General features: G+C 63.3%; 26 protein-coding genes. 13 read left to right on the forward strand and 13 right to left on the reverse strand.

What is annotated here, in order from left to right; translation table 11 throughout:
• Positions 1–66 precede the first annotated feature (66 nt).
• From PSV40_RS03420 to PSV40_RS03435, 4 genes are all read left to right on the forward strand, one after another.
• Entirely contained in the window at positions 67–348 is a 282-nt protein-coding gene (locus tag PSV40_RS03420; RefSeq protein ID WP_096695864.1) for a type B 50S ribosomal protein L31, read from the forward strand.
• A 96-nt stretch (positions 349–444) separates the two neighbouring features.
• Complete coding sequence (locus PSV40_RS03425; protein WP_300534203.1) at positions 445–2214, forward strand: hypothetical protein; 1770 nt, start codon at positions 445–447, stop codon at positions 2212–2214.
• Between the two features lie 125 nt (positions 2215–2339).
• The gene (locus PSV40_RS03430) at positions 2340–3014 is read left to right on the forward strand and encodes a GNAT family N-acetyltransferase (protein WP_300534205.1); all 675 of its coding nucleotides are present in this window, start codon (positions 2340–2342) and stop codon (positions 3012–3014) included.
• On the forward strand, positions 3011–3931 hold the full coding sequence (locus tag PSV40_RS03435; protein WP_300534207.1) for a carbon-nitrogen hydrolase family protein: 921 nt from the start codon (positions 3011–3013) through the stop codon (positions 3929–3931). Before PSV40_RS03430 ends, PSV40_RS03435 begins: the two co-directional genes overlap by 4 nt.
• A 33-nt stretch (positions 3932–3964) precedes the next feature.
• Here the strand turns inward: PSV40_RS03435 and phoR are convergent, their stop codons facing one another.
• The 7 genes from phoR to pstS all read right to left on the reverse strand — a co-directional run bounded on the left by phoR (position 3965) and on the right by pstS (position 10608).
• The gene (phoR, locus tag PSV40_RS03440) at positions 3965–5305 is read right to left on the reverse strand and encodes a phosphate regulon sensor histidine kinase PhoR (RefSeq protein WP_300534210.1); all 1341 of its coding nucleotides are present in this window, start codon (positions 5303–5305) and stop codon (positions 3965–3967) included.
• 28 nt (positions 5306–5333) lie between these two features.
• Positions 5334–6032, reverse strand: coding sequence for a phosphate regulon transcriptional regulator PhoB (gene phoB / locus PSV40_RS03445; protein ID WP_300534213.1), 699 nt, complete (start codon positions 6030–6032; stop codon positions 5334–5336).
• Positions 6033–6048: 16 nt separating this feature from the next.
• Complete coding sequence (phoU, locus tag PSV40_RS03450; protein WP_300534216.1) at positions 6049–6750, reverse strand: phosphate signaling complex protein PhoU; 702 nt, start codon at positions 6748–6750, stop codon at positions 6049–6051.
• A gap of 2 nt (positions 6751–6752) precedes the next feature.
• Entirely contained in the window at positions 6753–7538 is a 786-nt protein-coding gene (gene pstB / locus PSV40_RS03455) for a phosphate ABC transporter ATP-binding protein PstB (RefSeq protein ID WP_300534219.1), read from the reverse strand.
• Positions 7539–7592: 54 nt separating this feature from the next.
• On the reverse strand, positions 7593–8447 hold the full coding sequence (gene pstA, locus PSV40_RS03460; protein ID WP_300534221.1) for a phosphate ABC transporter permease PstA: 855 nt from the start codon (positions 8445–8447) through the stop codon (positions 7593–7595).
• Positions 8448–8484: 37 nt separating this feature from the next.
• Positions 8485–9465, reverse strand: coding sequence for a phosphate ABC transporter permease subunit PstC (pstC, locus tag PSV40_RS03465; protein WP_300534223.1), 981 nt, complete (start codon positions 9463–9465; stop codon positions 8485–8487).
• Between the two features lie 111 nt (positions 9466–9576).
• Positions 9577–10608 carry a phosphate ABC transporter substrate-binding protein PstS gene (pstS, locus tag PSV40_RS03470; RefSeq protein WP_300534226.1) on the reverse strand — a complete coding sequence of 344 codons (1032 nt, stop codon included), beginning with the start codon at positions 10606–10608 and terminating at the stop codon, positions 9577–9579.
• A 315-nt stretch (positions 10609–10923) separates the two neighbouring features.
• On the opposite strand from pstS, the gene ppx reads away from it, so the two are divergent.
• Positions 10924–12414, forward strand: coding sequence for an exopolyphosphatase (ppx, locus tag PSV40_RS03475; RefSeq protein WP_300534228.1), 1491 nt, complete (start codon positions 10924–10926; stop codon positions 12412–12414).
• A 79-nt stretch (positions 12415–12493) separates the two neighbouring features.
• Positions 12494–12916 carry a hypothetical protein gene (locus PSV40_RS03480; protein ID WP_300534229.1) on the forward strand — a complete coding sequence of 141 codons (423 nt, stop codon included), beginning with the start codon at positions 12494–12496 and terminating at the stop codon, positions 12914–12916.
• Positions 12917–12945: 29 nt separating this feature from the next.
• Here the strand turns inward: PSV40_RS03480 and PSV40_RS03485 are convergent, their stop codons facing one another.
• The 6 genes from PSV40_RS03485 to PSV40_RS03510 form a co-directional block, all read right to left on the reverse strand.
• Positions 12946–13416, reverse strand: coding sequence for a histidine phosphatase family protein (locus tag PSV40_RS03485; RefSeq protein WP_300534232.1), 471 nt, complete (start codon positions 13414–13416; stop codon positions 12946–12948).
• Positions 13417–13422: 6 nt separating this feature from the next.
• Positions 13423–15537 (reverse strand): polyphosphate kinase 1, encoded by a 2115-nt coding sequence (gene ppk1 / locus PSV40_RS03490; RefSeq protein ID WP_300534302.1) that lies wholly within the window; start codon positions 15535–15537, stop codon positions 13423–13425.
• Between the two features lie 88 nt (positions 15538–15625).
• The gene (locus tag PSV40_RS03495) at positions 15626–16693 is read right to left on the reverse strand and encodes a glycosyltransferase family 1 protein (RefSeq protein WP_300534235.1); all 1068 of its coding nucleotides are present in this window, start codon (positions 16691–16693) and stop codon (positions 15626–15628) included.
• Positions 16690–17553: a UDP-2,3-diacylglucosamine diphosphatase gene (locus tag PSV40_RS03500; RefSeq protein WP_300534238.1), complete on the reverse strand. Its 864-nt coding sequence runs from the start codon at positions 17551–17553 to the stop codon at positions 16690–16692. The genes PSV40_RS03495 and PSV40_RS03500 overlap by 4 nt, the downstream gene beginning before the upstream one ends.
• The gene (locus PSV40_RS03505) at positions 17553–18407 is read right to left on the reverse strand and encodes a GNAT family N-acyltransferase (RefSeq protein ID WP_300534240.1); all 855 of its coding nucleotides are present in this window, start codon (positions 18405–18407) and stop codon (positions 17553–17555) included. Before PSV40_RS03505 ends, PSV40_RS03500 begins: the two co-directional genes overlap by 1 nt.
• Positions 18408–18506: 99 nt before the next feature.
• Positions 18507–20459, reverse strand: coding sequence for a PhoX family phosphatase (locus PSV40_RS03510; RefSeq protein WP_300534242.1), 1953 nt, complete (start codon positions 20457–20459; stop codon positions 18507–18509).
• Positions 20460–21495: 1036 nt separating this feature from the next.
• On the opposite strand from PSV40_RS03510, the gene PSV40_RS03515 reads away from it, so the two are divergent.
• The 7 genes from PSV40_RS03515 to PSV40_RS03545 all read left to right on the forward strand — a co-directional run bounded on the left by PSV40_RS03515 (position 21496) and on the right by PSV40_RS03545 (position 26663).
• A complete protein-coding gene (locus tag PSV40_RS03515) occupies positions 21496–21915 on the forward strand; it encodes a helix-turn-helix domain-containing protein (protein ID WP_300534245.1) in 420 nt (139 codons plus the stop codon).
• 30 nt (positions 21916–21945) lie between these two features.
• The gene (locus PSV40_RS03520) at positions 21946–22488 is read left to right on the forward strand and encodes a sigma-70 family RNA polymerase sigma factor (RefSeq protein WP_300534248.1); all 543 of its coding nucleotides are present in this window, start codon (positions 21946–21948) and stop codon (positions 22486–22488) included.
• 350 nt (positions 22489–22838) lie between these two features.
• Positions 22839–23885 (forward strand): permease, encoded by a 1047-nt coding sequence (locus tag PSV40_RS03525; RefSeq protein ID WP_300534251.1) that lies wholly within the window; start codon positions 22839–22841, stop codon positions 23883–23885.
• Positions 23886–23926: 41 nt separating this feature from the next.
• Positions 23927–24166 (forward strand): thioredoxin family protein, encoded by a 240-nt coding sequence (locus PSV40_RS03530; RefSeq protein WP_300534252.1) that lies wholly within the window; start codon positions 23927–23929, stop codon positions 24164–24166.
• Positions 24167–24279: 113 nt separating this feature from the next.
• Complete coding sequence (locus PSV40_RS03535) at positions 24280–24699, forward strand: OsmC family protein (protein ID WP_300534254.1); 420 nt, start codon at positions 24280–24282, stop codon at positions 24697–24699.
• A gap of 217 nt (positions 24700–24916) precedes the next feature.
• Positions 24917–25825 carry a cation diffusion facilitator family transporter gene (locus PSV40_RS03540; protein WP_300534256.1) on the forward strand — a complete coding sequence of 303 codons (909 nt, stop codon included), beginning with the start codon at positions 24917–24919 and terminating at the stop codon, positions 25823–25825.
• Positions 25818–26663: a class II glutamine amidotransferase gene (locus PSV40_RS03545; RefSeq protein WP_300534259.1), complete on the forward strand. Its 846-nt coding sequence runs from the start codon at positions 25818–25820 to the stop codon at positions 26661–26663. The genes PSV40_RS03540 and PSV40_RS03545 overlap by 8 nt, the downstream gene beginning before the upstream one ends.
• Positions 26664–26719 lie beyond the last annotated feature (56 nt).

The following is a 26719-nucleotide window of genomic DNA, read 5'->3' on the forward strand; positions in this document are numbered from 1 at the left end:
TGCGAGGCTTCACGGAAAGTGCTCAGAACGGTTCTGAGTGGCTCCCGAAACGAACAAGGAAAGATCATGAAAGAAGGCATTCACCCCAATTACCGCGAAGTTTGTTTCCTGGACATGTCCAACAACTTCAAGTTTGTGACCCGTTCCTGCGCCAACACCAAAGAAATGGTGAAGATGGAAGACGGCCGCGAACTGCCGCTGTACAAACTCGATACCTCGAGCGAATCGCATCCGTTTTACACCGGCACACAGAAATCCGTGGACAACATGGGTGGCCGCGTTGAGAAATTCCGCAACCGTTTTGGCAAAACCGCTGCCAAAGACGCTGCAGCACCTGCTGCCGAGTAAGCTGCGAAACTGCTCCGGCCACACGAAAAAGCAGCCTGAACGTCAGGCTGCTTTTTTTTGCCCCAAAATCGGGCCTTTCGCCCAGCCTGACTTCCCTTGAACAAACCCTCGCCCGCCATCATTGCCCAGTCCGCGGTTCGCCGGTTGCCCCGGCTGGCGCTGCTGCTGTTCTGCGTGGCCTATATCCTGCCCGGCTTCCTGGGCCGCGGGCCCTGGAAAAACGCCGACATTGCGGCCTTCGGCACGATGCGCGAACTGGCCGCCGGCAACACCAGCTGGCTGCATCCACTGCTGCTGGGGCAGGTCGGCGAGTTTGAAGCGCTCGCGCCCTACTGGATGGGCGCATTGGCGATCAAGGCCCTGCCCTTTCTCGACCCGGCTTTTGCGGCGCGGATACCGTTCGGCCTGCTGCTGGCGCTGACGCTGCTGTGCACCTGGTACGCCGTCTATTACCTGGCGCGCAGCCCGCAGGCCCAGCCGGTGGCGTTTGCCTTTGGCGGGGAAGCCAGCCCGGTCGACTACGCCCGGGCCATTGCCGATGCCGCCCTGCTGGCCCTGATCGCCAGCCTGGGCCTGGCCCAGCTCTCGCATGAAACCACCCCCGCGCTGGCGCAGCTCGGTTTCACGGCACTGGTTTTTTACGCCGTGGCGGCCAGCGCCTACCGCAACGCCTGGAAAGTGATGGGACCGGCGCTCGGGCTGGTGGTCGGCCTGGCCGGCCTGGCCCTGAGCGGCGCCCCGGCGGTGGCCGCCCTCCTTGGGACGGGCAGCACTTTGGTGGCGCTGGGCCGCGCGCAAAGCACCCGCCCCGATAACAACCCGGCCCACGCCTGGCGCTGGGTACTTCTGACCGGGACCCTGACCCTGGCGGTGGCCGCTCTGTCCTGGGGGCTGGATCTCTGGCGGTGGCGCATCGAAATTCCCGGCCTGGAAAGCCCGGCAGATCGCAAGGAATGGCGCAGCGTGGCGCGCCTGCTGATCTGGTTCACCTGGCCCACCTGGCCGCTGGCCGCCTGGACCCTGTGGCGCTGGCGCCGGCAGCTGACCAGCCGGCACGTGGCCCTGCCGCTGTGGTTTGCGCTGGTGGCGCTGGCCGCCACGGTGACCACCACCGCGTCGGACCGCAGCCTGCTGCTGAGCCTGCCACCGCTGGCGGCCCTGGCGGCCTTTGCCCTGCCCACCCTCAAGCGCAGCGTGGCCTCGCTGATTGACTGGTTCACACTGCTGTTTTTCACCGGCTGCGCCATCATCATCTGGGTGATCTGGATTGCCATGCAGACCGGCATGCCCAGGCAGCCTGCCGCGAACGTCGCCAAGCTGGCGCCTGGCTTTGAGCCCAGCTTTTCGTGGCTGGCCTTTCTGGCCGCCGCGCTGGCCACCCTGGCCTGGGCTTGGCTGGTCAAGTGGCGGGCCGGCCGCCAGCGCGCGGCAGTGTGGAAATCCATGGTGCTGCCCGCCGGCGGCGCCACGCTGTGTTGGCTGCTGCTGATGACGCTGTGGCTGCCCCTGCTCGACTACGCCCGCAGCTACGCGCCGCTATCGCGTCAGGTCGCAGCACGCGTGGAGCCCGGTGCCTGCGTCGAGGTGTACGGCCTGAACAGCGCCCAGGTCGCCGCCTTCCAGTACCACGGTCACATGGAACTGCGCCGGGCTGGCGCCAAAGCCGTCTGCCCCTACCTGGTGGTCGATGCCGACGCCCAGGGCGCGCTCAGCGGGACCGTGGACATGCCCGAGTGGGCCTACCTGGCCACCCTGCGCCGGCCCACCGACAAAAACGAAAACGTGGCACTGTACAAAAGAGTCAGCGTGGCGGCTGCCGGCCAGGCGGCAGACCCGGGCACGGCACCGGCCCGCCAGCGACCGTAAGCGGTCTTCCGCCCCGCGCCGGAAGGATATGCGCCGGACACGGTGCGGGCAATGCAGCCCTTCTCCTACGGCCGCTTGCGTCAACAAGCTCTGGCGAAGGCGTTGACGCAGGAGAAAAATGGTGCATGACCAAACTATCCGTTCGTTCGACCTCTCCCGCGGACATTGACGCCTTGCTGAAACTACAGGCCCATGTCTATCCCACCATTGCCCCCTGGCGGCGCGATCAACTGGCCCACCAGCTGGACCTGTTCCCCGAAGGACAGCTGGTCGCCACGCTGGACCAGCGCATTGTCGGCTGCGCCAGCGCGCTGGTGATTGCCTGGGACGAATGGGCAGACGAACATACCTGGTCCCAGATCACCGCCGCCGGCACCTTCGACACACACAACCCGGCGGGGTTCACCTTGTACGGCGCGGAGGTTTTTGTCGACCCGCGCCTGCGCGGCAAACGCGTAGGCCACGCCCTGTACGAAGGCCGGCGCCGCATTTGCCGGCAACTCAACCTCCGGCGAATCATTGCCTGCGGCAGACTGCCGGGGTACAGCGTCGTGGCGCAGCAGATGTCGATAGAGCTCTACGCCAAAAAAACGCTGTGGGGCGATTTCGTGGACCCCGTTCTGAGCTTTCAGCTGCGTGAGGGATTCCGCTACTGCGGCATCATGGAAAATTACCTGCCCGAAGACAGCGACTCTCTCGGTCATGCCGCACTGATCGCCTGGGTCAACCCGGACTACGACCCAGCGCGAACACCCGCATTGCAGCTGGCCGCGGCTCTGCAGCAGGAGGCAACAGCATGAGCAGCACCGATCTCGCGCGCGAACCCGCGCACAAACCCCAGCAGACCACGGTGCGCATCGCGGCGGTGCAGTACCTGTTGCGCGCCATCAGCGACTGGGATGGTTTTGAAAACCAGGTCCGATTCGTGATGAAAGCGGCCGGCGACTACAAGCCCCAATTCGTGATGTTCCCGGAAATCTTCACCACCCAGCTGCTGTCCTTCATGGACACCAGCGACCTGCGCAGCGCCGTGCGGGAAATGGACAGCTACACCGGCCGCTACGTCGCGCTGTTCACCGAGCTGGCGGCGCATTGGGGTGTTCACATCATCGGCGGCAGCCACCCCACCATCACCAACGGACGCCTGCTCAATACCGCCTATCTTTTCACGCCCGGCGGCAAGGTGTTCACCCAGGACAAGATCCATCTGACGCGCTGGGAAAAGGAAAAGTGGAAGGGGGACCCGGGCAACGAACTGAAGGTGTTTGAAACACCGTACGGTCGCATCAGCATCCTCATCTGCTACGACATCGAATTTCCCGAACTCTCGAGAAAGGTGTGCGAACAGGGGGCCGACATCATTTTCGTGCCTTCCTGCACCGACGACAGGCAAGGTTTCTGGCGTGTGCGCTACTGCTGCCATGCGCGCGCCATCGAGAACCAGGTCTACGTTGCCGTGACCGGCACCGTGGGAAATCTCGCCGTCGAGGGTCTGGGTCTTCATTTTGGCCAGGCCGCGATCATCACCCCGTCCGACTTTCCCTTCGCGCGGGACGGCATCGCTGCCGAGGGTGTGCCCAACATGGAGCAGATCGTGATTGCCGACGTGGACCTCGGCAAGCTGGTCAGCAACCGGGTCAACGGCACCACCATCCCCCTGTACGACAAGCGGGTCGACGTCTACGCCAACGATGTCGAGATCGTCTCCACGGTCTGACACAGCCGGTCAAGGCCGCACCAGCCGGAGGAATCAAACGGGTTGAAGCTGGCGCACCCGGCCGGCGGGAAAAACGATGGAAAAGCGCGAACCCTGGCCGGGCTGGCTCTCGATGCGGAGTTCGGCGCCATGACGCTGCGTGACGTGTTTGACAATCGCCAGGCCCAGCCCGGTGCCACCGGTTTCGCGTGAGCGGCTGCTGTCGACCCGATAGAAGCGCTCGGTCAGGCGCGGGATGTGCCCAGGCGCGATGCCTGGCCCGGAATCCTTGACGAAAAACTCGGCACGCCCGTCCGGCAGCGTCTGCCACCCGACCTCGATGCGGCCACCCGCCGGCGTGTAGCGAACCGCGTTATTGAGCAGGTTGGACATCGCACTGAGCAACTCCGCCTGCGAACCGGCGATCTCCTCGTCTGCCGCATCTTCCACCCGCAAGTCATGCTTTTTCCCGTTTCCGTCGGTAAGCAGGACCGACAAGGCGCGCCCTTCCTGCTCGCACAGGGTCAGCAGGGCACGCACGGATACCCATTCACTGCTTCCCGGTGGCGGACTACCCTCCAGCCGCGACAGCGTCAGCAGGTCGTTGACCAGCGTCTGCATGCGCTCAGCCTGCCTGGCCATCAGGGCGAGGTAACGGGCGCGCTCCTCGTCATCGAGCGGCAGGGTCTGCAGAGTTTCCACAAAACCTGTGAGCACGGTCAGTGGCGTGCGGATTTCGTGCGACACGTTGGCCACGAAATCGCGACGCATGGTTTCTGCCTGTTCCAGCGCTGTGACGTCACGCGACAGCAGCAACTTGCGACCTTCGCCGTAACGATGCAAATGCACAGCCAGCCTGACGGGCCGGCTGGCCGTGCTGCGCGGACCGATGATGACGATTTCGTGCAGGAAGTCGTCGCTCGCCAGGTAGCCCGCAAAATGAGGGTCCCGCAGCAGATTGCCGACATGCTGCATGACATCCTTTTTCGGGTCGAAGCCGAAATGGACCGCAGCGGTCTCGTTGCACCACTCAATGCGGTTGTTTTTGTCGAGCAAGATCACCCCGTTCGGGGAAGCCTGAATGGCGGCAAGGAATTCCTGCAGCCGCGCCTCGCTGTCTGCCGCTTTCTGCTCCCGCGCCCTGATCAGCCGCCAGGTCCGGTCGGCCACTTCACCCCACAGGCCATCAACCCTGGCCGGAACAGCCGTCTCGCCGCGTTTGAGCCAAAGCAGCAGGCGGGCACCGCGCCGCAGGTCTATCAGCACCCACAACAAACTCGCAGCCAGCAGGCCCAGGATGGCGCCCTGCGTAGGGCTGCTGCCGCGAAACAGGAACCGGCCCAGCAATGCGCCTGCCAGCTGAAAAAGGAAGAAGCGGAAAAGACGCCACGTCATGCGCGGATTGTGGGGGAAAAACAATCCCTCATGAGGTTCGGGGACGAGCGGTCAGCCGGTAGCCCGCGCCTCGCACTGTTTCCACCAGCGCACCGGCGGGGCCCAGGGCTTCGCGCAGGCGCTTGACATGGACATCCACCGTCCGCTCCTCAATGAACACGTGGTCACCCCAGACCTTGTCGAGCAACTGGCCCCGGCTGTGAACGCGCTCCACATGTTTCATCAGGTAGTGCAGCAGCTTGAACTCCGTCGGCCCCAGCTTGAGCTCTTCGCTCTCAAAAGAAATGCGGTGTGTGGCGGCATCGAGCACCAGGGCGCCCACCGTCACACTGTCATTCATTGTCTCGGGTGCACGCCGCCTGAGCACGGCGCGAATGCGGGCCAGCAACTCCTGGGTGGAAAAAGGTTTGGTGATGTAGTCGTCCGCACCGGCGTCGAGCCCGGCGATCTTGTCCGGCTCGTCGCCCCTGGCCGTGATCATCAGGATGGGGATGGCCTTGGTGCGCGCGCTGGCGCGCCATTTCTTGGCCAGCTGCAGACCGCTGTGGCCAGGCAGCATCCAGTCCAGCAGGATGACATCTGGCAACACGGCATCGAGCTCGCGCTGGGCAGCATCGCCGTCGGCCGCCCAGATGGGCTGGAAGCCGTTGTGCCTGAGGTTGACGGCGACGAGCTCGGCAATCGCCGGCTCGTCTTCCACCACCAATACGCGCGGTACAGTCTTCATATGCAGCGGTCCATGGTCAGCGGACCACGGACTCTATCGCCTCCATGGAGGTGTGGCGTACGTCGGCGCCCTTGACCACGTAAATGATGAACTCCGCGATATTTTTCGCGTGGTCGCCGATACGTTCTATGGCCTTGGCCACGAACAGCAGGTCCAGGCTGGACGAAATAGTGCGGGGATCTTCCATCATGTAGGTGATCAGCTTTCGCACGAAACCGTCAAACTCCTTGTCGATGGCGTCGTCTTCCTTGAGGATGGACACGGCCACATTGACATCGAGCCGGGCAAACGCATCCAGCGCCTTGCGAAGCAGGCCGGAAGCCAGGTCGGCAGCGATGCGCAGCTCGGACGACGGCAAGGTGCGCGTGGCGCCGCTGTCGATGATGGAGCGCACCATGCGTGCGATCTTTTCTGCCTCATCTCCGGCACGCTCGAGATTCGCGGTGGTTTTGGAAATGGCGATCAGCAGGCGCAGGTCGCGGGCCGTGGGCTGGCGGCGCGCGATGATGGAAGACAGCTCCTTGTCGATATCTATCTCCATGGCATTGACGCGAGACTCCATGTCGGTGACTTCAGTTGCAGCTTCGGCACTGAACTGGGCGAGTGCATAAACCGCAGTGCGAATCTGGGACTCAACCAGCCCGCCCATTTCCATGACGCGGGATGAGACGCTTGTCAGTTCGCTGTCGAACTGGCTGGACAGATGTTTGTCACTCATGATCAACCAAACCTTCCTGTAATGTAATCTTCAGTTTCCTGCCGTTTTGGCTTGAGGAATATCTGGTCGGTCTCGCCAAACTCGATAAGTTCGCCAAGGTACATGTACGCGGTGTAGTCGCTGCAACGCGCCGCCTGCTGCATGTTGTGGGTGACGATGGCAATGGTGTAGTCCTGCTTCAGTTCATGCACCAACTCCTCCACCTTGCCCGTGGAGATCGGGTCCAGCGCGGATGTGGGTTCATCAAGCAGGAGCACCGAAGGCTTGACCGCCACGCTGCGCGCGATGCAAAGTCGCTGCTGCTGGCCGCCGGACAGGGACAGGCCACTCTGGCTGAGCTTGTCCTTGACCTCGTTCCACAGCGCCGCCTTGGACAAGGCCCACTCCACGCGATCATCCATTTCGCCCTTGCTCAGGTTTTCATAGAGTTTCACGCCAAAGGCGATGTTGTCGTAGATCGACATCGGGAACGGCGTGGGCTTCTGGAACACCATGCCGATGCGCGCGCGCAAGAGGTTGATGTCCTGTTTAGCATCCAGGATGTTCTGGCCGTAGAAATTGATCTGGCCTTCGGCGCGTTGGCCCGGGTAAAGGCTGTACATGCGATTGAGCGTGCGTAGCAGCGTGGACTTGCCGCAACCCGACGGGCCGATGAAAGCCGTCACCTTGCGTTCCTCGATATCGAGGTTGACGTTCTTGAGGCCCTGAAATTTACCGTAGAAGAAGTGGAGCTTGCGCAGCTCAAGGGCGTTTTTTTTGGTTTGCACGGCGGCTGGGTTATCGGGCATGGTGGGTTCCGGGTCTTGAAAAAGTCAGATGTTTTGAGCAAGGGGACGGCGGCGTTAACCCGGCGCCTTTTCACGCAGGAACACGCGTGCCACGATGTTGAGAACGAGTACCGACAGGGTGATTAGCAATGCGCCGCCCCAAGCCAGACGTATCCAGTTGTCGTAGGGACTGAGCGCAAACTGGAAGATCACCACCGGCAGATTGGCCATGGGCGCGCCCATGTCGGTGCTGAAAAACTGATTGTTGAGGGCAGTAAACAGCAATGGTGCGGTCTCCCCACTCATGCGCGCAACCGCCAGCAGCAGGCCTGTCATGACGCCGCTCTTGGCCGCCCGCAAGGTAACCAGCGTGGCCACTTTCCAGCGGGGGGCGCCAAGCGCAAAGGCCGCTTCACGCAAACTGCCGGGCACCAGGCGCATCATGTTTTCGGTGGTGCGCACCACCACCGGCACCGCGATCAGCGACAGCGCCAGGCTACCCGCCCAACCGGAAAAATTGCCCACAGTGGCCACTGCGATGGCATATACAAACAGCCCCAGCACGATAGACGGTGCGGAAAGCATGATGTCCGTGACAAAACGCGTCAGTTCAGCTGTCTTGCTCTGATCGCCGTACTCGGCCAGGTACACGCCGGCGAAAACGCCGATGGGCGTGGACACCAGCACCGCGAAGCCGACCATCATCAGGCTGCCGACGATGGCATTGGCCAGGCCCCCGCCTTCGCTGCCCGGCGCGGGCGTGGACTGGGTGAACATGTTCCAGTCCAGCGCAGCAAAGCCGTTGGCGAACAGCACGCTCAGGATCCACAGCAACACGACCAGACCGAGCACCATGGCGCCCATGGAAAGCGTCAGACCGATGGCATTGGAGCGCCTGCGGCTTGTGTAGAGTTGTTGGTTGAATTTCATCAGGGCTTCCCGATTTGTTGGAGTGAGGCAGAGCGGCTCAGAGGCCCTTGGCCTTTTCGGCGCGCAACATCAGTATCTTGGCGAGCGAAAGCACGATGAAGGTGATGACGAAGAGCAGAAAACCCAGCGCAAACAGTGTGGAGAGATGGAAGTCGGCCGCTTCTCCGAATTCGTTGGCCAGCGTGGATGCAATCGATGTGCCCGGCGAAAACAGCGAGGTGGGCATGCGGTTGGCATTGCCGATCACAAAGGTCACCGCCATGGTCTCACCCAGAGCACGGCCCAGGCCAAGCATGATCCCGCCAATAACGCCCTTCTGCGTGTAAGGCAGGACAATCCGGCTGACCACTTCCCAGGTGGTGCATCCCAGACCGTAAGCCGATTCGCGCAGGATGGGCGGCACGATCTCGAACACGTCGCGCATCACCGCCGCCACGAATGGCAGCACCATGAAGGCCAGCACAATGCCGGCGGCCAGGATACCGAACCCGTTGGTACTGCCGCCAAACAGGAAGCCCACCAGCGGCATGCCGCCCAGCACTTTCTGCACCGGCACCTGAAAGTAGTCTGCAAAAACGGGCGCAAACACAAACAGGCCGAACATGCCGTAAATAATGGAAGGCACCGCCGCCAATAGCTCCACCGCGGTTCCCAAGGGGCGACGCAGCCAGACAGGACAGGTTTCCGTGAGGAACAGTGCGATGCCGAATGCCAGCGGTACCGCAATCAGCATGGCCAACCCGGCACTGGCGATGGTGCCGACGATGGCGATCGCCGCGCCGAATTCTTCGTTGATGATGTCCCACTCAACGCGCCAGATGAAGTTGAAGCCGAACTTCTGGAAGGTCGGCCAGGCGTTGATAAACAGGGAAACGATGATACCCACCAGGGCGATCAGCACCAGCAGCGAAAAGCTCTGGGTGACGCGGTGAAACAGGACGTCCTGGAAGCGTTGCCGCCTGGCGATCGTGGCCATGTTGGGGTTAGCGGTCTCGACAGGCGCATTTAGCGGATTCATGGTGATTTCCACGCTCATTTTGACTCCCATGTGAGGTCATCCAATCTGACAAACCGACATCCGCCGGCCGGACTTCCCGGACGGCGGATGTCATTTCAGAATCAGTTCAACTCACTTCGCGATCTGCGACCACACTTTGGTGCGGATCTGGGCGGTCAGCGCGTCGGGGAGCGGCACGTAGTCGAGCTCAGCAGCCATGCCTTTGCCATTCTTGAAGGCCCAGTCGAAGAACTTTAACACTTCGGCGGACTGGGCCTTGTCGGCTGGGTCCTTGTACATCAGGATGAAGGATGCCGTGCTCACGGGCCAGCTCTGTGCGCCCTTGGCGTTAACCATGGAGATGCCCATGCCGGGTACGCTGAACCAGTCGGCGCCGGCTGCAGCTGCGGCAAACGCGGAGTCATCCGGGCTCACATACTTGCCGTCGGCGTTCTGCAACTGCAGGAAGTTCATGTTGTTCTTTTTCACGTAGGCGTATTCCACATAACCCAGCGCGCCCTTGACACGATTCACGTTGGCGGCGACGCCTTCGTTACCCTTGCCGCCGACGGAGGATGGTGCAGGCCACTTGACTGCTGCACCCTTGCCCACAGTGTCAGCCCAATCCTTGCTGACCGCCGTCAGATAGTCGGTCCAGTTGAAGGTGGTGCCGGAGCCGTCAGCGCGGTGCACCACGGTGATGTTCTGGTCAGGCAGGGTCTTGCCGGGGTTCAGGGCCACCAGCTTCGGGTCGTTCCACTTGACAACCTTGCCCAGGAACATCTCGGCCAGCACGGGGCCGGTGACACGCAGTTCGCCGGGCTTGAAGCCTTCGAGGTTGATCACGGGGACGGTGCCGCCGATGATGGCGGGAAACTGGACCATGCCGTCCTTGTCCAGGTCGGCGCCCGGCACGGGGGCGTCAGACGCGCCGAAAGCGACCGTCTTGGCGCGGATCTGGCGGATGCCACCGGACGAACCGATGGACTGGTAGTTCAGGCCGACACCGGTGGCCTTTTTGTAGGCTTCAGCCCATTTGGCATAAATGGGGAAAGGGAAGGTCGCGCCGGCGCCGGTGATGTCGGCGGCCATGGCGGAACCCATGCCCAAGGTGGCAAAGGCAGCGACGGCCATTGCTTTGAGGAAATTGCGCTTGTGCTTCATGTGGCTCCTTACGGTTGGATAAACGGGTCAACAGGCTGTACTGTAGAAGCTCAATGTGACAAGTACGTGACAATCGCATGAAAAAGCAGGGCTAAATTTTGCCAACGGGGCATTCGTCGCTCCCACAACCGGACACTGGCCGCGGCCAGGATTGGGCCGGGTTTCACAGCCCGGTTACAGGTGCCCGGCATTCTGCCTGTTTGTGTCGCTTCCCCGACGGCAGGTAGCCCTTCTGGGGCCTTGCCGCCATGCCTGTCCCGGCACCAGCGTTCCGCGTGAATGCTATGCTGGCTGCGCCCCAACAATCACTCACACATGCAAAATGGAACCCGCCTGGCTGCCGTGGACCTTGGGTCCAACAGCTACCGCCTCGAAATAGGCCGCCTCGATCACGGCCAGATCCACCGTACCGAATACCTCAAGGAAACCGTGCGCCAGGGCAACGGCCTGGATGAGGAGCGCAACCTCACGCCGGAAGCCATGCAGCGCGGCTGGGACTGCCTGGCCCGGTTTGGCGAGCGCCTCGCTGGCTTCAAGAAAGGGGAAGTGCGCGCCGTCGCCACCCAGACCCTGCGCGAAGCCCGCAACCGCGACGTTTTTCTGCAGCGCGCCCACAAGGTGCTGGGCTTTCCCATCGACGTGATCTCCGGACGCGAGGAAGCCCGCCTGATCTACCAGGGCGTGGCGCACCTGCTGCCCCAGTCCGGCGAACGCCGCCTGGTCGTGGACATCGGGGGCCGGTCCACCGAAATGATCCTGGGCAAGGGCCTGGACGCGGTGACCATGGAGTCCTACCGCGTCGGCAGCGTGGGCTGGTCCATGAAGTATTTCCCCAACGGCCAGTTCACTGCGCGGGCCTTCCAGACGGCCGAGGTGGCCGCCAAGGCGGTGCTGGACGAAGCCACCAACCTCTACCGCGGCGGCTGGGATGTGGCCTACGGCTCGTCGGGCACCGTGGGTGCCGTCAGCGACGTGCTGATGGCCGGGGGCTGGCCCCAGGGCCTGGTTACACGCGAAGGGCTGGACTGGTTGCTGGACCGCCTGCTCAAGGCCCAGAGCGCAGAGCGTCTCAAGCTCGAGGGCATGAAGGACGACCGGCGTGCCGTGATTGGCGGCGGCGTCAGCGTGCTGCGCGCCGTGTTCGAGCTGATGGGCATCAAGCAGATGCAGACCGCCCAGGGCGCCCTGCGCCATGGCGTGCTGTATGACCTGCTCGATCGCGAGGAAGAAACGACCGACCTGCGCTCGACCAGCGTGCAGCGGCTGACCCACAAGTTCGACACCGACACCGCGCAGGCCCAGCGCGTGAGCAAGGTTGCCCGCACCCTCTTCGCGCAAGCCAGCACTGGCCTGTCGCCGGCCGAACTCGGGCGTGTCCAGCGCAAGCTCGACTGGGCCGCCCTGCTGCATGAAATCGGCAGCCATATCTCGCACAGCGATTACCACAAGCACGGCGCCTACATCCTGGACAACGCCGATGCACCGGGCTTCACCCTGCAGGAACTGCACCGCCTGAGCCTGCTGGTGCTGGGCCACCGCGGCAAGCTGCGCAAGCTGGAAGCAGATTTCGAGGACGAAGTTTTCGTGCTGCAGCTGCTCTGCCTGCGGCTGGCGGTGATCCTGTGCCACGCGCGCCGCGACCCCGACGTCAAGGGCGTGCAGATCGCCAGCGCCAGCAATCGGCAGTTTTCGCTGGCCTGCCGGCCGGGCTGGGCCGAGGCTTTCCCCCAGTCCGCGCACCTGCTGCGTGAAGAGGTGCTGGCCTGGCAGAAAACGCCCTGGAGCCTGGCGCTCGCAGGACTCTGAAGTCCTGCGGGCCGGGGTTTGACCTGTTTTTCGGGAACGGAATAAACTGTATATACCGTTTATTCCGAAAGGCATTCCCATGGCAACTGCAAAAAAATCCGGCCTCCCGGTGAAAGCCGGCACCGCCTCCCGCAAGGCGCCCGTCAGGCAAGCGGCAAGACCCGTCACGAAGGCCAAGCCCCCGGCCGCAAAAAGAGCAGTTGCCCCGACCGGCCCCGTCAAGAAACAGGCAATCACGTCAGGGTCAGCCACCGCGCCGGAAAAGCCCGCCAAGGTCAAAAAGCCCAAACTGGTACGCGACAGCTTCACCATTCCCAAGGCCGAATATGTGGTGCTTGACGAGCTCAAGCAGCGCGCTGCCAAGTTGACCCAGCCGGTCAAAAAAAGTGAACTGCTCAGGGCCGGCATCAAGGCACTGGCCGCCATGCAGGATGCCGCCTTTCTGGCGGCATTGGCCAATGTGCCGACGATCAAGACCGGCCGCCCGACAAAGTCCTCCTGAATCAGCGCCGCCCAGTCGGCAGGCGTGGCTCAGAGCAACTCGGGTGATTGCACCGTGACCACCACGGTTTGCAACCCCTCTTCGCGCTCACGCGTGCGCAGCCACCAGAGCGCCCCCTTCTTCACGGCGCATTCGCTTTCCTGCAGGCCCAGCAACTGGGCGATGGTTTGCCCCAGGGTCGGCTGATGGCCGATCACCAGGATCGGCAGCTTGTTGACCGGCCATTGCACCAGCTCGAGCAATTGCGACGGCGGCGCGTCGGGCCCGAGTTCTGCACGGATTTTGTACTTGCGCCCCAGCGCCAGCGCCGTCTGCTCGCAGCGGCGCGCCGGGCTCACCAGGATGCGCGCCCGCTCAGGCAGCTGCCGGTCCAGCCAGGCGGCCATGCGGGCCGCCTGCTTCTCGCCTCTAGTCGTCAGTGAACGTTCGAGGTCATTCCCGCTCTGCACGCCGGCAGGCAACTCTTCAGCCTCTGCATGACGCCACAGGATCAGGTCCATTACGGTCTAACCCTGCACGGCGGCGGCACCGGCCGAGTAACGGGCCATCAACGCGGCCTGCGCACCGTGCTGCTTGCCCTGCGGCGATGCACCGGCCCGCAGGTAGCTTCCATCGGGCTGCAGGTCCCAGGCGTCCTGGCTGTCATGCAGGTAGGCGACCAGGCATTCGTCGATGATGCGCTGGCGCAGCACGGGATCGGTCACCGACCAGGCCAGCTCCACGCGCCGCAGCATGTTGCGGTTCATCCAGTCGGCGCTGGACAGGTACAGGGTTTCCTCCCCGTCGCAGCGAAAATAGAACACGCGTGAATGCTCCAGGAAGCGTCCGATGATGGAACGCACGCGGATGTTGTCCGTCACCCCCGGAACGCCGGCAGGCAGCATGCAGGCGCCGCGCACCACCAAGTCAATTTTCACGCCGCGCTGCCCTGCCCTGACCAGGGCCAGCATCAGGCCCTCGTCGGTCAGCGCGTTCATCTTGGCCACCAGGCGCGCGTCCTTGCCGAGCGCAGCGGCTTCCGCCAGCGCATCGATTTTTTCGATCAGTTTGCGCTGCAGCTGAAACGGCGCCACCAGCAGGCGCTGCAGCTTGGGCAATTTGCTCTGGCTGGCCAGATGCCCGAAGACGCTGTCGATCTCAGCAGTCAGCGCCGGGTCGCCAGTCAGGTAACTGACATCGGTGTACAGGCGCGCGGTGTTCGGGTTGTAGTTGCCGGTGGAAAGATGGGCATAACGCACCAGCTGGCGTCCTTCACGCCGCGTCACCAGCAGCATCTTGGCATGGGTCTTGAGCCCGACCACGCCATACACCACCTGCGCCCCGATCGACTCCAGCATCTCGGCCCAGTTGATGTTGGCTTCCTCGTCGAAGCGCGCCTTGAGCTCGAGCACCACCGTGACTTCCTTGCCGCGACGCACCGCCTCGCGCAGCAGGACCATGAGTTCGGAGTCGGGCCCCGTGCGGTAAATGGTCTGCCGGATGGCCAGCACCTGCGGGTCGTTCACCGCCTCGCGCAGGAAATCGAGCACGCCGTTAAAACTCTCGAAAGGCTGGTGGATGGACACGTCGCCCAGCTTGAGCCGCTCGAAAAACGACTGCCCCGGCACCAGCTGCGTCGGGTAACAGGCCTTGTAGGGCGGAAAAAGCAGCTTCGGGTCATTGACCAGGTCCACCAGCTGCGTCAGGCGCACCAGGTTGACCGGGCCGTGCACACGGTACAAGGCTTCCTCCGGCAGGCTGAACTGGGTCAGCAGAAAGTCCGACAGGTGTTTGGAGCAACCGGCCGACACCTCCAGCCGCACCGCCTGCCCGTAATGACGCTGCTCCAGGCCCAGACGCAGTGCGGTGCGCAGGTTTTTGACGTCGTCCTCATCCACCGCCAGGTCGGAATGACGCGTCACGCGAAACTGCGAAAACTCCCCGACTTCGCGGCCCGGGAACAGGTCGGCCAGGTGCGCCCGGATGATGCTCGACAGCGAGACAAACAGCAGCTTCTTCTGGGAGCCCTTGTCGGGCATGTGGATCAGGCGCGGCAATACCCGCGGCACCTTGACGATCGCGATGTCGTTTTCGCGGCCGAAGGCATCGCGCCCGCCGAGCCGGACAATGAAATTGAGCGACTTGTTGGCCACCTGCGGAAACGGGTGCGAAGGGTCCAGTCCGACCGGAATCAACAGCGGCCTGACCTCCCGCTCGAAGTAGGCCTTGACCCAGCGGCGCTGCGCCGCACTGCGGTCGCCGTGGGAAACGATCCGAATGCCCTGCTTCGCAAATTCCGGCATCAATTCGTCGTTGTACAGCGCGTACTGGCGCGCCACCATGTCGTGGGCGGCGGCAGACAGGGTCTTGAAGGACTCGGTCGAGTACGGCGCCTTCTGCTCCTGACTGAGCGCAGCCGTCAGGTGCAGTGCGGCGCGCACCTCGAAAAACTCGTCCAGGTTGGACGAAACAATGCACAGGAAGCGCAGCCGCTCCAGCAGCGGCACGTTGGGCCGCCTGGCCCAGTCCAGCACCCGCTCGTTGAAAGCCAGGATGCTGTGATCCCGGTCCAGAAACTGGACGGCAGCAGCCGCGGCAGGGGCGCTCGCAGCCGGGGGCGAGTTGGCAGAAGTTTGAAACATGCGGTCCGAGCTGGTAATTGTCATGAATCTGACTTGTCAGTGTGCGCTGGTTTGATGACAAAAGCGTGACAACATCATGACAAATGTTTCAGGCCGCGGCTTGCACCGTTACCAGGGCACTGGTGGCCTGGCCACGTACCGGCACCATAAACCCTTCGAACAGCTGGGCGGCATGCGCCCAGCTGAAGTCCAGCGAACGGGCGCGGGCCTCATGACGCGGCACCGCCATCGCGCTGTAACAAGCGCGCTTGAGGTCCTCATCCAGCACACCGCCGTGGCAACTGCCATCCGGCTTGCCCAGCACCTCCAGCGGGCCGTCAACCGGGTAGGCCGCGACCGGCGTGCCGCTGGCCATGGCTTCGAGCATCACCAGGCCGAAGGTTTCCGACCGGCTGGGAAAAACAAACACATCGGCGGCAGCGTACACCCTGGCCAGTTCGTCGCGCGGCAACACACCAAGCCAGCGCACCTGCGGATAACGTTCCTTGAGCGACGCCTCCAGCGGCCCGACGCCGCAGACCACCTTGGTCCCCGGAATGTCCAGCGTCAGGAAGGCCTCGATGTTTTTCTCATACGACACGCGGCCGACAAACAGCGACACCGGCCGCACCAGCGTGCCCATGCGGGGATAGAGCCGCGCCTCGGGATGAAACGGGAACAAGGCGGTGTCCACCCCATGCGTCCAGCTGCGCAGCTGGCGAAAACCGCGCTGCTCCAGCATGCGCAACACGCCGTGGGTGGGAACCATGACCCCGGAGGAGGCCTTGTGGAAATGCCGGAACAGCGCATAACCCCAGGACAGCGGTATTTTCAGCGCGGCGTGGAGGATTTCCGGGAATTTGGTGTGGAACGCGGTGGTAAAACGCAGGCCCCGCTTCAGGCAGTAGCGGCGCGCCGCCCAGCCCAGTGGGCCTTCGGTGGCGATGTGGATGGCTTCGGGCGCAAAGGCGTCCAGCCGGGTGGTCAGCAAGGCCTTCGGACGCACGGCCAGATCGATGCCGGCGTAACCCGGGCAAGGCCGCGTTTTGAACAGGCCGGGATGGATGACGTCCACCGTGTGGCCCAGGGCCTGCAGTTCACGCACCAGCTCCACCAGCGTGGTGACCACGCCGTTGACCTGCGGTTGCCAGGCGTCGGTAACAAGGGCAATCTTCATGCGGTCACCGTGCCCGCCACATGGCCCCGGCCCTGCGTTTCGTGGGCAGGCGCCCAGTGCAGCAGCTCCAGCTTGCCGTCGTAGTGCTCCACCAACGCGGTGCGGCTTTCGACCCAGTCGCCGTCGTTGCAATAAAGCACGCCGTTGATGTCGCGCATCTCGGCGCGGTGGATATGGCCGCAGACCACCCCCTGGTGGCCGCGCCGGCGCGCCTCGTTGGCCACCGCGACTTCAAAGTCGGTGACGTAGTTCAGCGCGCTCTTGACCTTGTGTTTGAGGTAGGCCGAGAGCGACCAGTACGGCAGGCCCATGCGCGCGCGCAGGCTGTTGAGGTGGCGGTTGAGCTTGAGCGTGAATTCATACAGGTTGTCGCCCACATAGGCCAGCCAGCGGGCGCACTGCACGACGGCGTCGAAATAGTCGCCGTGGACGATCCACAACCGGCGACCATCGGCCGTGACGTGAACCGCTTCTTCCATGACCTCGATGCCGCCGAACTGGTGGCCGATAAATTCACGCGCAAACTCATCATGGTTGCCGGGCACGTAGACAATCCGGCAGCCCTTGCGGGCGCGCCGCAGCAGCTTTTGCACCACGTCGTTGTGCGACGGCGGCCAGTACCATTTGCGCCGCAGTTGCCAGCCGTCCACGATGTCGCCCACCAGGTAGAGGTAGTCGCTCGGGTGCGCCTTGAGGAAGTCCAGCAGTGCCGCGGCCTGGCAGCCGGGCGTGCCCAGGTGCAGGTCGGAGATGAAGATGCTGCGGTAGCGTTTGCGCAATGCGGCGTCGTCATGCGCGTCATCCCCACCCGGTGGGAAACCGGGGTTGAGCGAACCGAGCTTGTCGAACAGCGTACGCATCAGGCCCCCACCGCGGAAAAATGCTTGCGATAACGTGGCGGCAAGTCGGCAATGCGCATCATCATGGGCAGGTCGGCCGAGTTGAAATCGGGGTCCCAGGCCGGTGCGCCCAGCACCCTGGCGCCCAGACGCAGGTAACCCTTTATCAGCGCGGGCGGCTCGACGTCCAGCGAATCGTCGAGCTGCTCGACCGGCAGGGCCAGGCGCGGCGTCACGTGGTATTCGATGGCTGCGAGGTGGCTTTGCCGCACCTGGCGCCAGATGCTGGCCGCGGCATGCCCGCTGCCGTATTCCGGATGGCCGCTGTGCTGCATCGGAATGCTGGCGCAGCCAATCATGGTGTCGAGCTGGTTGCGCGCCATGAACTCGGCCAGCGCGCCCCACAAGGCCAGGATCACACCGCCGTGGCGGTGGTCGGCATGCACACAGCTGCGCCCCAGCTCGACCATGCGTTCGCGCAGGGCGCGCAGGCGCGTCAGGTCGAACTCGGTGTCGCTGTAGGTGCTGCCCACGCGTTTGGCCTGGGTCGGCGTGAGCACGCGGTAAGTGCCTATGACTTCCTGGCTGGCTTCGTCGCGCACCAGCAGGTGTTCGCAGAAATCGTCGAACAGGTCGATGTCGTGGCCCGCCACCGTGCTGGGCAGTGTCGCCCCCATCTCCAGCGCGAAGACCTGGTACCTCAGCCGCTGCGCCTGCCGGACCTCGTCCTGGTGCCTGGCCCAGCCTACCTGGATTTTCCCCGGCGCAGTCCCTTGAACAGCGACCGGATTGGCAGCATGAGAGCTTTGATGAAGTGACCCCCGTGGCATTGCGACTGGCGACAATGCAAAGGTGGGATTGGGCAGTTCTTTCATGATGACTCCTGGTTGTCTTCTCGCAAATGACTCTCGACACTCGACACTCAAAAAATGCTGTAAAAAAGCCCCGGAGGTCGGGGCTGTGATGTATGGAAATTAAGTCCCGACGATGCCGCCGTCCTTGCGCCGGATGACGACGGTGGCCGAGCGCGGCCGCCCGCCCGCCGGGCCGTCCGGCCAATGGCTCACCGCCTTCGGCTGGGCCGGGTCGCTGCGCTCGCTGGCGGTTTCGCCCGGATGCTGAATGTTGATGAACACCGCGCGGCGATCCGGTGTGAAACTCACCCCGGTGACCTCGCAGCCGGCCGGGCCGGTCAAAAAGCGTTTCGTCTCGCCGGTCGCCGGGTCGGCGCACAACATCATGTTGTTGCCTATGCCCTTGTAGGCACCCTTGTGCATGGCCGAGGTGGAGATGTCGGTCTGTATCCAGAGCAGGCCGCTGGCGTCGAACTGCAGGCCATCGGGGCTGCCGTACATGTCGCCCTTGATGGTGCCGCGGTACTCAGCCTTGTCGGCATTCGGGTCACCTGCCAGGGCAAAGTGCATCCAGCGGAACTCGGTGGCGCTGGCGTCGCCATCGAGCCGGCTGACAGCGTCGCCCTGACGGCTCTTGCCTTCGCGCCAGCGGATGATGTGGCCCATGATGTTGTCGTTGCGCGGGTTGGCCGCGTCGGCCATGCGGCCGTCCTTGCCGCGATTGCTGTTGTTGGTCAGCGTGACAAACACCTCGCCGGTGTTGGGGTGCACCGCCACCCATTCGGGGCGGTCCATTTTGGTGGCGCCCACCACGTCTGCCGCCTGGCGGCACTTCACCACCACGTCGGCCTGGCTGGCAAAGCCGCTGGCGGCATTGAGGCCGCCCTCGCCATGCACCAGCGGCAGCCAGCGGCCGTAACCCTGTGCATCAAAGCGCGCCACATACAGCGTGCCGTGGTCCAGAATGTCCTTGTTGGCGCGGTAACCGCCAGGCTTGACCTTGTCGCGGCTGACAAACTTGTAGATGTATTCAAAACGCTCGTCATCGCCCATGTAGACCACCGCGCGGCCATCGCGGCTCAAGGTCGTCGTCGCCCCCTCGTGTTTGATGCGGCCCAGCGCCGTGCGCTTGATCGGGGTCTGTGTCGGATCCTGCGGATCGATCTCCACCACCCAGCCAAAGCGGTGCGGCTCGTTGGGGTGTTTCACCGCGTCAAAACGTTCGTCAAACTCGTGCCAGCGGTAGCCAAAGCCCTTGGCGCGCAGGCCGTAACGCGCCTCGTCCGGGTTCGGCTTGTCCTGAGCCGAGAAGTAACCGTTCCAGTTTTCCTCGCAGGTCAGAAAGGTGCCCCACGGCGTCTGGCCGGCGGCGCAGTTGTTCAGCGTGCCCAGCGGGCGCAGGCCCTCGGGATCGGCCGCGGTTTTCAGCAGTGCATGTCCGGCCGCCGGGCCGCTGAACAGCATGGGCGTGTTGCCCGTAATGCGGCGCGCATAACGCGAGTTGGGCATCACGCGCCAGACACCGGCGCGTTCCACCACCTCGATCACGCTGACGCCGTGCGCCGCCTGCGACTTGCGCACCTTGTCGGCCGTCCAGGTCTTCATGCCGTCGCTGTGCAGCAGGCCGTCGTCGGTGTATTCGTGGTTGATGGCGAGCAGGCCGTGGCGCGGGTTCTTGTCCAGCGGGAAATACTCCATGCCGTCGTGGTGCATGCCCGACTGCAGCAACTGCTCCTGCCAGCTGTTCGATGCGTCCGCACTGAAGGCAGGCGCCGCAGCCCCGGGAATGCCGGTCGCGTCACCCCAGCGGTACAGCACCTGCGCATCGTATTCAGGCGGCACCACCAGCGCGTCGGCGCTGGAAGCCGGCACGCTGGTAAAACCGAGCGGCTTGCCTTTGGCAGGCGCCGCGGCGCTGGCCGTCAGCGTGTGCGAGCCCATCAGCAGCGCCACCGCCGCCGTCGTGCAGCGCAGCACATGGCGGCGCTCGCCGTCTACTTCATGAATGAAGGGATTGGACGTCGTGTTGACGCCTTCGCCCTGCTCATAATCCTTGCCGAATCCTTGACCCATGAATCACTCTCCATCGTGTTTTTGACTGATGGAGGAATTCTGGAAGCGGTGGGTGACGTGTTCATGTCACTTTGATGGCGGTTTGATGACAGGTGCCGGCGGGGGTCCCGCTATTGACTCGATAGCCGCTTGCGCTTGCTGAACAGGGGGCTGGAGGCGAATTCGATACACTCCCGGGCATCAGCGAAAAACCGGCCAGAACGTCGCTATGGCCTTCGTTCGGCCGGGCTGCTACCAGAGGGCAGAGTCACGCAAGCTTTCGAGTTGCTCACGCTCTCGCCAGAGCCGGCGCCGTCGCCACCACTCCAAAAGCACCAGAATCGCGGCAGTAGCAACAAACGCTTCCCAGAGACTGAGGGGGCGACCAATAGCGACGGGCGCCACCGCCCAGAGCATTGCGCCCAGCAAGACTGCGAGGACAAAGGTGCCGATAGGCGTGAGGAGCAGGTTTCGGATAGCCACAAACCCATTTTCCACACGGCAGCTGTCAAATTGTTGGGGAAAACTCTGACCGTGGCCTGAGCGCAACGTCCACGGAGAGATGTGTCAAAAAGTGTTTTCTGGCCGGCCGGCATGAACGTCCCAATGAACCACGGCTGACGCGATGAAGAAGTCTCAACACGCTCCTGATTAAATAGCTGCTCGCGCCCGTAGAATAAGGGCTGGAGGTCGATTTGACTCACAGGATCACCTGAAAACAGCACATCGGGCTCTGCCCAACTCACTGCCGGTGATTACATGCTTGAAACGAATTCAGAGGCGTCGGGATGCAGGCGGGGTGCTTTGCGCTTTGAAACCGTGCCGATATTGATGAAACACACGGCCTCTTCGCCAGCTTGAAGTCTGAACAACGCCCGCATTCGGGATGAAGACATGGCCTGACCGCTGGTGAGGCTGTTGCCGAATGCCATACCGTGCGCGCTCACAGCCTGGACCCGCGAGCCAGCAAGGGAGAATTTGTGGCGGCCACCAATCGGGTCCTGTACGCTGACATGAGGCCGGCAGCTTTCGTGAAGATCTGTTCTACCGCCTGGCGGTGATCCGCATCACCTTGCCGCCGCTACGCGAGCGTCCCGATGACATTCGCTGGCTGACAGAACGTCTGCTGGCCAGCATGGTGATCGAACAAGGCAGGCCGCTGGCGATGTCTGAGCCCTTCCTGCGCGACATCATGGGGCGTGACTGGCGTGGCAACGTCCGCGAGTTGCGTTCCTACCTGGAGCAGGCCGTCGTGATGAGCGATGCCGGTGTTCTGGACGAACCCTTGCCCGACAACGAGACACGAAGCCTGACTGCGCCACGTCACTCGGAATCAGAGGCCATTGTTCCCCTGCAAGCCATGGTGGAGGAAGCAGAACGTGATCACATCCGCAAGGCCCTGAACCGTTGTGAAGGCAGTGTCGGCAAGACCGCCGAACTGCTGGGTATCAGCCGCAAGACGCTTGGGAGAAAATGAAGCGGCTGGCCATCAGTGCCTGAGGAAACCATGTTGAACGGAGCCGCACCGAATTGTCTGACCGCTGCCTGGGCCTCCCACGCGCCCGAGTTGCGCGGCTGGCTGCGCCATCGGCTGCGCAATCCGGCCGAGGCCGATGACCTGCTGCAGGATCTGTTCATCAAGGCCCTGCGCCACGGCGAACGCTTTTGCTCGGTGCAAAACGCCCGCGCCTGGCTGTTTGAGGTAGCGCGCAACACCCTGGCTGATCGGCTGCGCGTGGCCCGCGCGACCGTGGAATTGCCCGACGACCTGGCCGCACCGGCCGACGAGACCGACACGGTGGACACCCTCACCGCCTGCCTGCCACGCGTGCTCTCCGAGCTGACGGCCGAGGACCGCGAGGTCATCACGCTCTGCGATCTGCAGGGCATGCCACAAGCCGAATTCGCCGCCGCCAGGGGGCTGAACTTGAGTGCCGCCAAATCGCGCCTGCAGCGCGCACGCCAACGCCTGAAGCAGCGCATGACCGTGGCGTGTCAGGTGCAAATCGACGATGCGGGGCATGTGGCGGATTTTGTGCCGCGCCCATAGTTCCAGAGAGCTGAATTCACCGGCTCCCCCTGCCGTGTTGCCCCTATTGCTACAGTTTTAATAGCTGCCTGCGCTTTCTGCATAAGGGCTGGAGGCACTTTTAACCACTACTCCTGTAACTACCCAGATCGTCTGGGCTGGTTTTACTCCCTCTCCCCCTGGGAGAGGGCGGGGGTGAGGGCTGGCGGTCTGTGCATAGAGTTATCGCCTGTTGTGCCCTGCTGGCCCTCACCCCAACCCTCTCCCACAGGGCGAGGGGGCAAGAAAAGCATGCCGCATGCAGCGATCTGAGTAGTTACCTACTCCTGCGATTTCTGCGTCTTTTTCCGGTTTCGTTCGTCTTCATAAATATGAACACCGTCACGACGCCGCAAAAATCCTGGCCCCTGCGCCAGCCGGTCATCTTCCTGATCCTGGCCGCCATGGTCTGGCTGGGCCTTTACCAGACACTGCTGCCCGGCTCTGAAGCACTGGTCGCCGCCTTGCCGGTGGACCGGGGCAGCCACCTGGGGGGTGCGCTGCAGTTTTTCTTCTACGACACCCCCAAGGTGTTGATGCTGCTGACAGGCGTGGTGTTTGTCATGGGCATGATCAACAGCTACTTCACCCCGGAGCGCACCCGCGCCCTGCTGGCCGGTCGCAGCGAGGGTGTGGCCAACGTGATGGCCGCGTCCTTGGGCATCGTCACGCCGTTTTGTTCGTGCTCGGCGGTGCCGCTGTTCATCGGTTTTGTGCAGGCGGGTGTGCCGCTGGGGGTCACGTTCTCCTTCCTGATCTCTGCCCCCATGGTCAACGAAGTGGCGCTGACGCTGCTGTTTGGCCTGTTCGGCTGGAAGGTGGCGCTGTTGTACCTGGGCTTGGGCCTCTCGGTCGCCATCGTCGCGGGCTGGGTCATTGGCCGCCTCAAGATGGAAGCCTACCTCGAAGACTGGGTGCGCGATATGCCCAAAACATCAGCCCAGTTTGACGACGCGGGCACCACGTTGGCCGACCGCATTCAAGCCGGCTTTTCAGCGGTGCGTGAGATCGTCGGCAAGGTCTGGCCCTACATTCTGGGCGGCATAACACTGGGCGCCTTGATTCATGGCTATGTGCCGGAAGAGTTCATGGCCAGCTTCATGGGCAAGGAAGCCTGGTGGTCGGTGCCGCTGGCGGTGCTGATGGGTGTGCCGATGTACACCAATGCAGCCGGCGTGATTCCCATCGTGCAGGCGCTGCTGGCCAAGGGCGCGGCCCTGGGCACCGTGCTGGCTTTCATGATGAGCGTGATTGCGCTGTCCCTGCCCGAGCTGATCATCCTGCGCAAGGTGCTCAAGCTGCGGCTGATTCCCACCTTTGTGGCGGTGGTGTCCGGCGGCATCCTGCTGGTGGGTTTTGTATTCAACGCGGTGCTGTAGGCACAGACTCTTTTCATCAACTTCAATCTCAAGGAAACACCATGGACATCAAGGTACTCGGCACCGGCTGCACCAACTGCAAAAACACCATCGCCCTCATTGACCAGGTGGCGAAAGCCAAAGGCGTCACCGTCCGTCTGGAAAAAGTGGAGGAAGTGCGCGACATCATGGGCTACGGCGTGATGAGCACACCCGGTGTTGTCATCAATGGCAAAGTGGTCCATGCGGGCGGCGTGCCCAGCCGCGACAAGATCGAGCAATGGCTCACTGCCACCGCTTGATCAGCGAAAGCGCGTTCCCCGCTGCAAAAGGGTTACCCTGTCATCGGTGGGCGACTTGACGCTTGTGCCGCGCCTGCCCCGAGTACGAACGCAACCGACAAGGATCACCCTTCATGAGCCAGCCCACGGCCAAAATGACTTTTCATGTCAAGTCGCGCCGCGTCGATGCGCACGGCAGCCTGTCCACTTGCAAAAGCGCCGAAATCGCCCTGGATACCGACCTGGCGGGCAACCCGGATGCCTTCAACCCGGCAGAGTTGCTGCTGGCGGCCCTGTCGGCCTGCATGATCAAGGGCATGGAGCGGGTGGCGCCTATTCTGAAGTTCAGGATGCGCGGTGTTGAAGTCATCGTCGATGGCGTGCGGCAGGACGTGCCGCCCCGAATGGAGTCCATCCGTTACGAAATCATCGTGGATACCGACGAATCGGACCAGCGACTGGACTTGATGCATGAAAATGTGAAGAAATACGGCACGGTGTTCAATACCGTTGCGCCGGGAACTGACTTGAGCGGTGTCTTGCGGCGGCGCTGAACTGCAAGCAACATCGACATCGCAACAAGAGGACAAGCGACATGTGCATGGGATACGCAAAAGAAATCAGGGCGTGGGTGTGTGAGGAGGCCGGCAGCCAACGCGAGTCCATGATGGCCGCCTGGGGCCGCGCATTCGAAGAATCCTTCGATGCATCGGACCCACCCGCCCCTTTCCCGCCGGACAGTGTCGCGGTGAGGCCGGAGAACCTCGCCGCATGAGCGCTGACCACGACCATGGACATGCGCCAGCCAACTTCAACCGCGCTTTTGCCATCGGCATCGTGCTCAACATCGTCTTTGTGGCGATCGAGGCGTTTTACGGCTGGAAGATCAACTCGCTGGCCCTGCTGGCCGACGCCGCGCACAACCTGAGCGACGTGGCGGGTCTCGTTCTGGCGTGGGGCGGCGCACTGGCCAGCAAGCTGCGCCCCAACGCGCGCCACACCTACGGCTGGAAGCGCGGCACCATTCTGGCGGCTTTTGCCAATGCCCTGCTGCTCCTGATGGCGATGGGTGCACTGGCCTGGGAAGCGGTGGGCCGCCTCTTCTCACCCGAGCCGCTGGCCGGTGCCGAAGGCGTGACCATCATGGTGGTGGCCGGCATCGGCATTGTGATCAACACCGCCACCGCCCTGCTGTTCATGCGCGGACGCGAGCACGACCTCAATATCCGCGGCGCGTTCATGCACATGGCCGCCGACGCCCTGGTGTCCGCCGGGGTGGTGGTCGCCGGGGCGCTGACGCTGTGGATGGGCTGGGTGTGGCTGGACCCGGTGGTCAGCCTGCTGATTGCGGGCGTCATCCTGGTGGGAACCGCGAGCCTTTTCAAACAGTCGCTTCACATGCTGTTTGACGGTGTGCCCGACAGCGTGGACCCGCAGGCCGTTCACGCGTGTCTGGCTGCGCTGCCAGGCGTGACACGGGTGCACGACCTGCACATCTGGGCGATGGGCACTTCGCAGATCGCCCTGACGGCGCATCTGGTGATGCCGCAAGGACACGCTGACGACGCCTTTCTGAAACACGCGACCGACCAGCTGCACGACCGTTTCCACATCACGCATGTCACGCTGCAGGTCATGCAGCAAGCATTTACCGCGCCTTGCGCCCCGCCTGATGTGTGAGCTGCTGGCCCTGTCGACTTCCGGGCCGACCCGGCTGACATTTTCCCTGCACACCCTGGCTTCGCGCGGCGGTGCTACCGGCAGCTCGCGCGACGGCTGGGGTGTCGCCTTCTACCAGGGCGAAGACGTGGCGCTGTTTCGCGAACCACTGGCCGCCGGGGACAGCCCATTGGTTCGCTACCTCGAAACCCAGGGGCCGAGCACCCAACTGGCCATCTCGCACATCCGCCATGCCACGCGGGGCGCGGTGAGCTTTTCGAACACGCAGCCCTTTGTTCGGGAACTGGGCGGCCGCACCCATGTGTTTGCCCACAACGGCGACCTTCCTGGCATTGAAAGCTGCGAAACGCTGACGCTCGGTGCGTACCGGCCCGTGGGGCAGACCGATTCGGAACATGCCTTCTGCGCCCTGATGGAACGCCTGCGGCCACTGTGGAACGGGGCCGAGCCACCGTCCCTGGACACACGCCTGTCGCTGCTGGCCTCCTTCGCCGCCGACCTGCGCGCGCTCGGCCCGGCCAACTTCCTGTACGCCGACGGCGACACCCTGTTTGCACACGGCCACAAGCGCCTGCAACCCGACATCGGCCGTGCCGGACCGCCGGGACTGTGGATGCTGCAACGGCATTGCCCACCCGAGGAGCCGGCGACAGCCCGCGAAGCCGGCGTCGCGATCGTGCAAGAGGAACGCGTCGTCCTGTTCATCGCAAGCGTGCCGCTCACCGACGAGGCCTGGCAGCCGCTGGCCGAGGGGGAGCTGGTGGCGGTGCGCCATGGTGCCCTGCTCGCTACGCGTGGCGTCGTCACGGTCGCGGGGACTCCATCTGCTACTAAATAAATAGCTGCTTGCACATACGGGATGTGGGCGCGCTCAAGTCCAAGTGCAACACTGAG

It is taken from the genome of Polaromonas sp. (genome assembly GCF_029945925.1).
In the GTDB taxonomy this organism is placed as follows: Bacteria; Pseudomonadota; Gammaproteobacteria; order Burkholderiales; family Burkholderiaceae_C; genus Polaromonas.

What these genes read in the sequence shown, in the direction of transcription:
- PSV40_RS03525 (WP_300534251.1), top strand. Translation starts at nt 22,839, where the DNA reads ATGAACACCGTCACGACGCCGCAAAAATCCTGGCCCCTGCGCCAGCCG.
- PSV40_RS03485 (WP_300534232.1), bottom strand. Translation starts at nt 13,416, where the DNA reads ATGGACCTGATCCTGTGGCGTCATGCAGAGGCTGAAGAGTTGCCTGCC.
- ppk1 (WP_300534302.1), bottom strand. Translation starts at nt 15,537, where the DNA reads ATGTTTCAAACTTCTGCCAACTCGCCCCCGGCTGCGAGCGCCCCTGCC.
- phoU (WP_300534216.1), bottom strand. Translation starts at nt 6,750, where the DNA reads ATGAGTGACAAACATCTGTCCAGCCAGTTCGACAGCGAACTGACAAGC.
- phoR (WP_300534210.1), bottom strand. Translation starts at nt 5,305, where the DNA reads ATGACGTGGCGTCTTTTCCGCTTCTTCCTTTTTCAGCTGGCAGGCGCA.
- pstA (WP_300534221.1), bottom strand. Translation starts at nt 8,447, where the DNA reads ATGAAATTCAACCAACAACTCTACACAAGCCGCAGGCGCTCCAATGCC.
- PSV40_RS03535 (WP_300534254.1), top strand. Translation starts at nt 24,280, where the DNA reads ATGAGCCAGCCCACGGCCAAAATGACTTTTCATGTCAAGTCGCGCCGC.
- PSV40_RS03545 (WP_300534259.1), top strand. Translation starts at nt 25,818, where the DNA reads ATGTGTGAGCTGCTGGCCCTGTCGACTTCCGGGCCGACCCGGCTGACA.
- pstS (WP_300534226.1), bottom strand. Translation starts at nt 10,608, where the DNA reads ATGAAGCACAAGCGCAATTTCCTCAAAGCAATGGCCGTCGCTGCCTTT.
- PSV40_RS03505 (WP_300534240.1), bottom strand. Translation starts at nt 18,407, where the DNA reads ATGAAAGAACTGCCCAATCCCACCTTTGCATTGTCGCCAGTCGCAATG.
- PSV40_RS03520 (WP_300534248.1), top strand. Translation starts at nt 21,946, where the DNA reads ATGTTGAACGGAGCCGCACCGAATTGTCTGACCGCTGCCTGGGCCTCC.
- PSV40_RS03530 (WP_300534252.1), top strand. Translation starts at nt 23,927, where the DNA reads ATGGACATCAAGGTACTCGGCACCGGCTGCACCAACTGCAAAAACACC.
- PSV40_RS03435 (WP_300534207.1), top strand. Translation starts at nt 3,011, where the DNA reads ATGAGCAGCACCGATCTCGCGCGCGAACCCGCGCACAAACCCCAGCAG.
- PSV40_RS03430 (WP_300534205.1), top strand. Translation starts at nt 2,340, where the DNA reads ATGACCAAACTATCCGTTCGTTCGACCTCTCCCGCGGACATTGACGCC.
- PSV40_RS03480 (WP_300534229.1), top strand. Translation starts at nt 12,494, where the DNA reads ATGGCAACTGCAAAAAAATCCGGCCTCCCGGTGAAAGCCGGCACCGCC.
- pstB (WP_300534219.1), bottom strand. Translation starts at nt 7,538, where the DNA reads ATGCCCGATAACCCAGCCGCCGTGCAAACCAAAAAAAACGCCCTTGAG.
- PSV40_RS03540 (WP_300534256.1), top strand. Translation starts at nt 24,917, where the DNA reads ATGAGCGCTGACCACGACCATGGACATGCGCCAGCCAACTTCAACCGC.
- PSV40_RS03420 (WP_096695864.1), top strand. Translation starts at nt 67, where the DNA reads ATGAAAGAAGGCATTCACCCCAATTACCGCGAAGTTTGTTTCCTGGAC.
- PSV40_RS03500 (WP_300534238.1), bottom strand. Translation starts at nt 17,553, where the DNA reads ATGCGTACGCTGTTCGACAAGCTCGGTTCGCTCAACCCCGGTTTCCCA.
- PSV40_RS03495 (WP_300534235.1), bottom strand. Translation starts at nt 16,693, where the DNA reads ATGAAGATTGCCCTTGTTACCGACGCCTGGCAACCGCAGGTCAACGGC.
- phoB (WP_300534213.1), bottom strand. Translation starts at nt 6,032, where the DNA reads ATGAAGACTGTACCGCGCGTATTGGTGGTGGAAGACGAGCCGGCGATT.
- ppx (WP_300534228.1), top strand. Translation starts at nt 10,924, where the DNA reads ATGCAAAATGGAACCCGCCTGGCTGCCGTGGACCTTGGGTCCAACAGC.
- pstC (WP_300534223.1), bottom strand. Translation starts at nt 9,465, where the DNA reads ATGAATCCGCTAAATGCGCCTGTCGAGACCGCTAACCCCAACATGGCC.
- PSV40_RS03510 (WP_300534242.1), bottom strand. Translation starts at nt 20,459, where the DNA reads ATGGGTCAAGGATTCGGCAAGGATTATGAGCAGGGCGAAGGCGTCAAC.